This window comes from Nocardia vinacea NBRC 16497, from assembly GCF_000308835.1.
Lineage (GTDB): Bacteria > Actinomycetota > Actinomycetes > Mycobacteriales > Mycobacteriaceae > Nocardia > Nocardia vinacea.
The window spans coordinates 1-6,217 of sequence record NZ_BAGN01000118.1 but is presented as its reverse complement, the minus strand read 5'-3'; the positions used below and the strand labels follow the sequence as shown (position 1 = coordinate 6,217).

The following is a 6,217-nucleotide window of genomic DNA, read 5'->3' as shown; positions in this document are numbered from 1 at the left end:
GGATCGACAGGTGTTCCGTCACACGCCCCGCTGACTGCGCAGCTGCGCGTTGAGCCGTGCGGCCTGTCGCGTGAGGTGGTCGCGTTCGGGGAGGCTGGACGCCGAGCCGGCAGCTTCGGCGTAGAGCCGCGCCGCGGTCACCGGGTCACCGTCACGCTCATGTAGGTACGCCGCGACGGCAGCGTAGCGGGGCAGAGCGGGGTCGAGCTCGACCAGGGCGGCCAGGCCGGCCCGCGGGCCGTCGGCCTCACCGACCGCGACGGCCCGGTTGAGCCGGGCCACCGGGCTGTCGGTGAGGCGCACCAGTTCGTCGTACCACTCGACGATCTGCACCCAGTCGGTTTCCTCGGCCGTCCGGGCATCGGCGTGCAGCGCGGCGATGGCGGCTTGGGCCTGGAACTCGCCGAGACGGTCGCGTGTGAGGGCCGCCTGGAGCACCTCGACGCCCTCGGCGATCAGGCGGGTGTTCCACAGGCCGCGGTCCTGCTCGGCAAGAGGCACGAGCCTGCCGTCGGTGCCGATCCGTGCCGGGCGACGTGCGTGGTGCAGCAGCATGAGCGCGAGCAAGCCCGCGACCTCCTCATGGTGAGTCTTGGCCGCCAGCTGGCGAGTGAGACGGATCGCCTCGCCGGCGAGATCGACGTCACCGGAATAGCCCTCGTTGAAGACCAGGTAGAGCACGCGCAGCACCGTGGCGATGTCACCGGGCTGGTTGAACCGGACGCCCGAGACGGTTCGCTTGGCCCTGCTGATCCGCTGGGCCATGGTTGCCTCCGGCACGAGATAGGCCTGCGCGATCTGACGCGTGGTCAGACCGCCGACCGCGCGCAGCGTGAGCGCGACAGCCGAAGCCGGTGTCAGGGACGGGTGCGCGCACAGGAAATACAGCTGCAACGTGTCGTCCACCGCCTCGCCCGGGCCGGGCACGGGCTCGTCCTCGACGAGCACCTCGCGCCGCTGCCTGGAGGTATCGGCGCGGGCAGCGTCGAGGAACTTGCGCCAGGCCACGGTGACCAACCAGCCCTTCGGATCCCGCGGTGGATCATCCGGCCACACCCGCACCGCTTCGACCAGGGCGTCCTGCACCGCATCCTCGGCCGCCGCGAAGTCGGCTCCGCGACGGACGAGGATCCCGATCACCGTGGGAGTGAGGGTCCGCACCAGGGTCTCGTCCACCGTCCGTCACTCCGTGATGGTCGCATGCGCGGTCAGGAACGGGCGCAGCTCGAGCCACTCGTGGATCGGCTTCCCACCCGCACCCGGCGCCGCGGACAACTCGCCGGCCAGCTCCAGCGCCCGCTCGTAGGTCTCGACATCGATCACCATCCAACCGGCGATCAGGTCCTTGGTCTCCGCGAACGGGCCGTCGGTGACCGGCGGCCGCCCCTCGCCGTCGTAGCGGACAAACGTGCCCTCCGGGGAGAGCCCCTGACTGTCGACGAACTCGCCGGTGGCCACGAGCCGCGCGGCGAAATCCCGCATGTACTGCACGTGGGCCGAAAGCTCCTCCGGCGTCCACTGGTCCATCGGCACGTCGTTGCTCGACGCCGGCGCACCTCGGTAGTGCTTGAGCAGCAGGTATTTGGCCATTGTGTTCTCCTTGGTACGGTACGGCCCATTCTGGCCGTGTTCACTGCGAGGACGGAGCGGAGGCCGGATTCTCGACATCCCACCGCGAAATTTTCTGGCGGACTTCGCTCAGGCGCGTTGACGCTCGTCCCGCTGCCGGACCAGCCCCTCGACCGCGCTCGGCAGAGGCGTCTCGAAGTCGATCAGCTTCGCCCACGTCGGGGTCACGACGATCCGGACCATGCCGTCGCAAAGCGAACGCACTTGCGCCTCTAGTGAACCCGTTGCTCGGGTGTCATTTCGTAGGTGCCGTTCATCTGGAGATACTCGTCCGGGATGCCATCGACGATGTCCGGCTCGGCCCGACCGCGGACGAGCAAGATCTTGGGCGGGGGCACCTCGGTGTCGATCGTCAGGGCAACCATCGGGTTCTTGCGCAGGGCCGGGAGCTTCGGGGCGTTCTTCGTAGTGCACATGACGATCTCCGAGCCATTCCAGGTGAACGCGATCGGGACATTGCGGGGTGTGCCGTCGTTGGCGACGTAGGCCAAGCTAGTCAGGTCGCGAGCCTGTGGCGGGCCGCGTCGCGTACCAACTCCAAGCCGCGTGAAACCTCCACTCGCCGTTGAAGGATAGGGTGCCCCATGGCTGTTATTCACCGTACGACCATGTCGCCCGGCAAGCTCGAACTGCTTACCGCCTGGTTGCCGACTCGGCCGTGGTATCGAGACGGCGGGCGTGCGCCGGAACTGAGCAAGGCCGGGGGTTTCCGGCTCGACGATCCGGCGGGTGCGGTCGGCATCGAATTCGTGCTCGTGAACGACAGCGCTGCACCGGAACCGATCACCTACCACGTGCCGCTCACCTACCGCGACGCACCGCTCGACGGTGCCGATGACGCTCTCGTCGGCACCTCGATCCACGGTGTGCTCGGACAGCGCTGGATCTACGACGCGACCCGGGATCCGGCGGCGATCGCGCAGATCGTCGCGCTGCTGGCCGGGCAGGCGCAGCCGCAAGCACAGAGCATGAGCGACACACCGGATCCCTCCGTTGTCTTGATCGGCGAGTTCCCTTCCACTGCAACGGAATTCCGCTCCGCTCTGGATACACCGACCCACACCGCCGTCGCCGTGGGCAGTGATCGAAGCATTCGGGTCGAGCGGGTCCTGCGTCCCGAGCCCGCCACACCGGCTTCCGACCAGACGGATGCCGTCCGGGTAACCGTGCCATGGCAGATCGGCAACGGTTCCACCGTGCGCGGTGTGGTCCTGGTGGTCGGCACATGACCGCACCCGAGCATCGGAGTCGTGGACGCGACGTGGACCGCGGGCGAGCGGGTGGCCTACGAGCGCGAAGACCATGCTCTGAAGGTGCGCGTCACCGATGCCGTCGTCCACGGGGAGTGACGCTTACCGACTAGATATAGGAGGCCACGACGTTGGTGACGCCTTCGTGTGTGCGTGATGCTGATGGGTGAACGCGATCGCCGTCGCGGCCTTCTCGTCCGGGAGGCTTCGGCGTAGGCCAGGCGTGAGTATCCGTCGACGGCGGAGTGCATCATGCGCCCAGGAACGGCAGCGCCACTGCTAGGAAACCGTCCGGGTCGGAGGAGAACACCACATGCCCGGTGTCGAACTCGGCGACCGAACCCAGCGTTCTGGGCAGGAGTCTTCGGCGAACGATCGGGTCCCGTCGACCCCACACCACCAGCGTGGGAGCGGCGATCTCGCTGCAACTGAGGTCGTAATCAGCCGCACCGAAGCTCCGCCAGAGACTTGCGGCGACCCGGGCACCGTCAGGTGTCTTGGCGCGAGCCACAGCGCGTGCGGTGATCTGTCTGTCGGAGTCGGTGCGTGAACGCAAGTAGGCCGGCACCATCCGTGGCATCATCAGCCGGGCGACAGCTGGATTCCCTATACCGCGGGAGAAGGCCCGCGCGAACATCGGCACCGGGACGAATCCGCCCGGATTCACCAGGATCAGATGGGTCACGGCGGTGGGTCGTCTCACCGCCAGACGTCCGGCGGCAAACGCGCCGACGGAGTTGCCGATGTAGGCGGCAGTTGGCAGCCCCAACGCGTCCACCACGTCCTCGAGCACGTCCGCAAGCTGTGCCGCCGACGGGTGCCCATGATCGGACATGCCGTGGCCCGGCCAGTCGATTGCGATGACACGGAAGCACGCGGCCAGCTTGTTCACGATCGGATCGAAGTCGTGGTGGTCGTGCAGGGTGGCGTGCAGCAGCACGACCGGGGGGCCTTCACCGCGTTCGACGATGTGGATCCGGCCGGCGCGGGTGGGGATCGTGGCTGGTTCGCTCATTTCCATCCTCCGTTCGTTGACCGTCCGGTCGGTCACTGATGGTAGGTTCATGCCACACCGCACCGCAAGAACGGATTCCGAGGAGGAGTTGGAGTGTCGATCCGAGTCGAGGCGGCCGCACGTACGCAGGCTGCTCTGGTCGATGCAGGGCTGAGGCTTGCAGGTCAGTTCAGCCTCGCCGAGCTCAGTGTCAACCGGATCGTGGCCGAGGCCGGGGTATCCAAAGGGACGTTCTTCCACCACTTCCCGAACAGAGTCCAGTACCTCGTGGCCCTACACAAAGGCTTCCACGACCGCCTGGATACGGAGATGGCGGCTGCGGTCGGAGATCTGCCCCCAGGGCGGGAACGGCTGCGCGCCGCCCAGCGGGCCTACCTGGACGGTTGCCTGCACAACCGAGGCGTGCGCGCGCTACTCCTCGAGGCGCGCGCCGAGCGGGCGATCACCGATCAGATCGGCGCCCGCAACAAGACACTCGCGCATGTTGCGGCGGAGGACTTTCGCGCCATGGGCTGGTCGCACCCGATCGAGTCGGCGCGCTTGTGGATCGGCCTGGTCGTCGAGGCCGCCCTACTCGAACTCGACGAGGCTGCCGCAAGTCCCGCCATCCGCGCAGCGCTGGAGCAGTACCTGACCGCAACGTGACAATCCGTACCTGTGAAACCGGCGGTGGAGGATATCAAACACCAACACCCCCTTGGCGACTGAGCGAGACGGGTCCGAGCCCCTCATCCGGAGTGGCTGCTCGGTCGTGTGTCACCAACGTCCTGACCCGCAACAACTAGAGGTCGACACCGGCATCGAGCGGCACCTCGACTTCCCCTCCGACAACACGATCCTCGCCGCAGCGACACCCGGATCAGCTGTCGAACTGGAGATTTGGCGCGATGACGTCGTCGCGGTGCGCTGGAACGACATTCGCGCCGAAACTGTCGACGCACCGTCGGCGGCTTTCGGCGCGTCGCTCACCCGGGTTCGGCTGTGCGCTGCTCGGCATCGGCGGTTGGCTCGTCGACCGGAACCGTCGAGCGTAGCGGCCGGTGGTCGAAGCTGCGCTGGTCGCGGCGTTCTGCGAGGGATTCGTGATGATCGTCGCGGGCTGGCTGCTGCTGCGAGACCCGTTGCGCGAGAACCTGCTCGCTCGACACGTGCCGCTGACGCTCATGGCCGCGACGATGCTCGCCTGCGGTGTCGGGGCACTCGTGCACAGGCGCGATTCACCGCGACACGCTCAGTCGACGTAGAAATATCGCGACCCGAAAGCAAACATCCGGTTATCCGCGCCCCGGGCCCATACTATGGAGCTATGCCCGAAAACGAGAGTGCGGGTCTTGGGGGTTCGCTTGCCGACGAGGCGCGGCTGGCGGTATTGGTCGCGGGTATCGGCTCGGTGGTTCTCGGAGTGCTGATAGCCGTGTGGCCGGACAAGACCGAGCGCATGGCGGAGTTGTTGTTCGGCCTATACCTACTATTGAGCAGTGCGTTGCAGCTGATCATCGCGATAGGCGCCCGGTTCTGGGCGGCACTGCGGATGTTTGTATTCTTCAGCGGCGTCGCCTCTTTGGCATTGGCCGTGATGGCGTTCCACAGCGCGAATTCGATCCTGCTGCTCGCGGTGTGGATCGGCCTCGGCTGGGCCGTGCGCGGGATCGTGCAGGCGACCGTGGCGGTCTGGGCCGACGAGTTGCCCGAGGGTGGCTGGCAAGAGATATTCGGGCTGCTGACCATGATGGTGGGATTCATCATGGTCGCCCTGCCGTTCGATTCGCTGGATGTACTCGGCGTGACGGCAGGTGGCTGCGCGATCGTGATCGGCATGCTGGAGATTCTCACGGTCGCGCGCGGACGCGGCGAGGTAGACCCGGTCGCGGCGGCCAGGCGCATTCCGGCAGCGCCGAACTGAGCTGGCGCACATCCGAGTTGGCGTCGGATCGCCCTGGCGCGATGATCATGGGACGGGTTAACTGTCGGTCATGGCACGCACCGATAGTGGTTCGGAACTGATCGTCGTCACCCACGGTGCCCGAGCGGGTATCGATCCCCATGCGGTGCGCGAGAGTCTCGCGGCACAATCGCGGCTGGTCGAGTTGCTGCCGGAAGGCGGTGCGCCGGTACGCATCTTCGGGCCGCCCAATCGTCTGCCGCAGCGGATCGCGGGCACCGCTCGAGAGGATGTGGGCGCGGAATACCTCAACTACTTCGCCGTGCGCGGGGTCGGCGATGAGCTCGAGGCGGTCGCGGACCGACTGCGCGCCGATGACGCGGTCGAGGCGGCCTACGTCAAACCGCCCGCGGAACCGCCGATCGCGCCACCGGTCGTGCT

General features: G+C 67.1%; 10 protein-coding genes. 5 read left to right on the top strand and 5 right to left on the bottom strand.

Translation table 11 applies throughout. From position 1 onward, the window contains the following. Positions 1-18: 18 nt before the first annotated feature. From ON44_RS16485 to ON44_RS52585, 4 genes are all read right to left on the bottom strand, one after another. On the bottom strand, positions 19-1,176 hold the full coding sequence (locus ON44_RS16485; RefSeq protein WP_040690924.1) for an RNA polymerase sigma factor: 1,158 nt from the start codon (positions 1,174-1,176) through the stop codon (positions 19-21). A gap of 6 nt (positions 1,177-1,182) precedes the next feature. Then, positions 1,183-1,590: a YciI family protein gene (locus ON44_RS16480; RefSeq protein WP_040690922.1), complete on the bottom strand. Its 408-nt coding sequence runs from the start codon at positions 1,588-1,590 to the stop codon at positions 1,183-1,185. Between the two features lie 108 nt (positions 1,591-1,698). Next, positions 1,699-1,833 (bottom strand): hypothetical protein, encoded by a 135-nt coding sequence (locus tag ON44_RS53450; RefSeq protein ID WP_281005192.1) that lies wholly within the window; start codon positions 1,831-1,833, stop codon positions 1,699-1,701. Between the two features lie 8 nt (positions 1,834-1,841). After that, complete coding sequence (locus ON44_RS52585) at positions 1,842-2,120, bottom strand: pyridoxamine 5'-phosphate oxidase family protein (RefSeq protein WP_245567190.1); 279 nt, start codon at positions 2,118-2,120, stop codon at positions 1,842-1,844. Positions 2,121-2,213: 93 nt separating this feature from the next. On the opposite strand from ON44_RS52585, the gene ON44_RS16470 reads away from it, so the two are divergent. Beyond that, the gene (locus ON44_RS16470) at positions 2,214-2,858 is read left to right on the top strand and encodes a maltokinase N-terminal cap-like domain-containing protein (RefSeq protein ID WP_040690921.1); all 645 of its coding nucleotides are present in this window, start codon (positions 2,214-2,216) and stop codon (positions 2,856-2,858) included. Between the two features lie 271 nt (positions 2,859-3,129). Here ON44_RS16470 and ON44_RS16465 read toward each other — a convergent pair whose 3' ends face one another. Beyond that, positions 3,130-3,894 (bottom strand): alpha/beta fold hydrolase, encoded by a 765-nt coding sequence (locus tag ON44_RS16465; protein ID WP_040690925.1) that lies wholly within the window; start codon positions 3,892-3,894, stop codon positions 3,130-3,132. Between the two features lie 93 nt (positions 3,895-3,987). Here ON44_RS16465 and ON44_RS16460 point away from each other — a divergent pair, with 93 nt between their 5' ends. The 4 genes from ON44_RS16460 to ON44_RS16445 form a co-directional block, all read left to right on the top strand. Beyond that, entirely contained in the window at positions 3,988-4,539 is a 552-nt protein-coding gene (locus ON44_RS16460) for a TetR/AcrR family transcriptional regulator (protein WP_040690920.1), read from the top strand. 395 nt (positions 4,540-4,934) lie between these two features. Beyond that, complete coding sequence (locus ON44_RS16455) at positions 4,935-5,138, top strand: hypothetical protein (RefSeq protein WP_040690919.1); 204 nt, start codon at positions 4,935-4,937, stop codon at positions 5,136-5,138. Between the two features lie 62 nt (positions 5,139-5,200). Next, complete coding sequence (locus tag ON44_RS16450; RefSeq protein WP_040690916.1) at positions 5,201-5,797, top strand: DUF308 domain-containing protein; 597 nt, start codon at positions 5,201-5,203, stop codon at positions 5,795-5,797. Positions 5,798-5,867: 70 nt separating this feature from the next. Then, positions 5,868-6,217, top strand: a 350-nt coding sequence (locus ON44_RS16445) for a hypothetical protein (RefSeq protein WP_040690913.1), incomplete at its 3' end; no start/stop codon positions are given.

Bases quoted from the DNA above. Each gene is read 5' to 3' on its own strand.
- ON44_RS16480 (WP_040690922.1), bottom strand. From the start codon at position 1,590: ATGGCCAAATACCTGCTGCTCAAGCACTACCGAGGTGCGCCGGCGTCG.
- ON44_RS16470 (WP_040690921.1), top strand. From the start codon at position 2,214: ATGGCTGTTATTCACCGTACGACCATGTCGCCCGGCAAGCTCGAACTG.
- ON44_RS16465 (WP_040690925.1), bottom strand. From the start codon at position 3,894: ATGAGCGAACCAGCCACGATCCCCACCCGCGCCGGCCGGATCCACATC.
- ON44_RS16450 (WP_040690916.1), top strand. From the start codon at position 5,201: ATGCCCGAAAACGAGAGTGCGGGTCTTGGGGGTTCGCTTGCCGACGAG.